Genomic DNA, 1,864 nt, shown 5'->3' with positions numbered 1-1,864 from the left:
ATCCTGCGCATCTCGTCGAGGCTGACAACCCGGCCCGCATCGAAATCGGCATGGAAGACGCTCGGCGCCATCTTGGTCGGCTCGGACGTCACGGGCCGCCCCTCGGCCTTCCAGCGGTCGAAGCCACCGTTCAGAATATAGACCTGGAAAACGCCCATGACGCGGAGCATCCACCAGGCGCGCGGCGCCGAGAACAGGCCAGGCCCGTCATAGATGACGATGGTGTCATCGGCCGTAACGCCCATGGCGCCGACATATTGGGCAAAGTGCTGCGGCGAAGCCAAAGTGTGCGGCAATTTGGAATCCGGATCGGAAACCGCATCCTGGTCGAGGAAGCGCGCACCGGGAATGTGCGCGGCATCGTATTCGGCGCGGGCGTCTCGCTTTTGCGCCGGCAGATACCAGGAGGCGTCGATGATGGTGAGGCCGGGCTCGCCAAGCTGCTTCTCCAGCCAGTCGGCGTCGACGATGAAAGGACTGTCCTGCGCCATTTTTTGTTCTCCCTGGCCCGCCTCAGTTCGCCGGCATTGGTCCGAAGCGGATGCGGAAGCGGCGGTTCTCGCGGCCTTTCTTCTCGATCTTGCCGATATGAATCTCGCCGACCTCGCCGGTCGACTTCACATGCGTGCCGCCGCAGGGCTGGCTGTCGACCGAGCCGTTGTCGCCGATGCAGACCAGGCGGATTTTTCCTGTGCCGACCGGCGGGCGGACGTTCTTCGATTTGACCAGGCCGGGATTGGCGGCGAGCTCTTGGTCGGTGATCAACCGGGTGAAGATCGGATGGTCGGCGCGCACCAGCTCCATCAGCCGGGCCGTAACATCTTCCTTGGTGAAGCCGGTGTCGGGGATATCGAAGTCGACACGGCTGTCGTCCTCGGCGACCGCGGCCCCGGTGATCGGAAACGGGCAAACGACCGTCAGCAGGTGGCAGGCGGTATGCATGCGCATCAGAAGGTGCCGCCGCTCCCAGTCGATCGAGAGCTTCAGCCTTTCGCCGACAGCGGGGAGCAGCTGCTCCGGCGCCGGCACGTGGATGATCTCATCCTTGGTCTCGCCGGTGATGGTGGCGGCGATCGCGATGCGGCCGCCGTCCGCTCGTTCGAGCATGCCGGCATCGCCCGGCTGTCCACCCGACGTGGCGTAGAAGATGGTGCGGTCGAGAAGGATGCCACCCCGATCGTTGACGGCGACAACCTCGGCCTCGGCCGTCATCTGATAGGCGTCGTCGCGAAAAAGCGCCGCTGTCTTGTGCGCCATCATGCTACCTTTTCGAACGGCACGGAAATGTCGGCCCTTTCTTCCATCCAGCCCGGCACCGGAAGGTTCTTGCCGCGCAGGAACTCCGGATTGAAGAGCTTGGACTGGTAGCGCGTGCCGTAGTCGGCAAGGATCGTCACGATGGTGTGGCCCGGTCCGAGCTCGCGCGCCAGCCGGATGGCGCCGGCGATGTTGATGCCGGTCGAGCCGCCGACACAGAGGCCCTCTTCCTGGATCAGGTCGAAGATGATCGGCAACGCTTCCTCGTCCGGGATCTGGAAGGAGAAGTCCGGCCTGAAGCCTTCCAGATTGGCGGTGATGCGGCCCTGCCCGATGCCTTCGGTGATCGAGCTGCCGTCGGATTTCAACTCGCCGCTGGTGTAGAAACTGTAGAGCGCCGCGCCCAGCGGATCGGCGAGCGCGATCTTGACGTCCTTGCTCTTGTCCTTGAGGCCCAGCGCGACACCAGCGAGCGTGCCGCCGGAGCCTACGGCCGAAACGAAGCCATCGACCTTGCCGCCGGTCTGGGCCCAGATTTCCTCGGCCGTCGTGCGGACATGACCGTCGCGGTTGGCGACATTGTCGAACTGGTTGGCCCAGATCGCGC

General features: G+C 64.4%; 3 protein-coding genes. All 3 read right to left on the bottom strand.

The features are described 5' to 3' along the window. Nucleotides 1-491: sulfurtransferase (locus EOA24_RS36370; RefSeq protein WP_133374824.1), on the bottom strand; the 491-nt coding region annotated here is incomplete at its 3' end. A gap of 22 nt (nucleotides 492-513) precedes the next feature. Continuing rightward, nucleotides 514-1,257, bottom strand: coding sequence for an alanyl-tRNA editing protein (locus tag EOA24_RS36365; RefSeq protein ID WP_127256584.1), 744 nt, complete (start codon nucleotides 1,255-1,257; stop codon nucleotides 514-516). Then, the coding region (locus EOA24_RS36360; protein WP_127410731.1) for a pyridoxal-phosphate dependent enzyme at nucleotides 1,257-1,864 on the bottom strand (608 nt) is incomplete at its 5' end. The genes EOA24_RS36365 and EOA24_RS36360, both read right to left, overlap by 1 nt.

Source organism: Mesorhizobium sp. M2A.F.Ca.ET.039.01.1.1 (assembly GCF_003998035.1).
Lineage (GTDB): Bacteria > Pseudomonadota > Alphaproteobacteria > Rhizobiales > Rhizobiaceae > Mesorhizobium.
Note: the sequence above shows the minus strand (reverse complement) of the source record. Positions and strands in the feature narration are given on the sequence as shown.

Excerpts from the sequence above, each read along its gene's own strand:
- EOA24_RS36365 (WP_127256584.1), bottom strand. The coding sequence starts at position 1,257 with ATGGCGCACAAGACAGCGGCGCTTTTTCGCGACGACGCCTATCAGATG.